Here is a 300-nt window from a genome sequence, read left to right on the forward strand (position 1 = left end):
TGAAGCAGGAGAAACTAGTTATCGCTTTAAAACGTACCGCACAGAAGCTTGTAAAACATGCCCATTAAAATCTCAATGTACTAAACTACCCAAACGTATTATTCAACGCAGCGAATACCAAGATGCGGTAGATATTAACGATAATAACATCAAAGAAAATCCACAGTATTACAAACGGCGCCAAGCCATCTGCGAGCATCCTTTTGGCACTATCAAAAGACATTGGGGTTATACGCATACATTATTGAAAGGGCTGAAAAAAGTTAACGGAGAATTAAGCGAAGCGAATCACGAACACTA

1 protein-coding gene is annotated in these 300 nt (G+C 39.0%); it reads left to right on the forward strand.

The annotated features are described in order from the left end of the window. The coding region (locus ACFOW1_RS03715; protein WP_379012851.1) for a transposase at window positions 1-300 on the forward strand (300 nt) is incomplete at both ends.

The sequence above is a fragment of the Parasediminibacterium paludis genome (assembly GCF_042651445.1).
Lineage (GTDB): Bacteria > Bacteroidota > Bacteroidia > Chitinophagales > Chitinophagaceae > Parasediminibacterium > Parasediminibacterium paludis.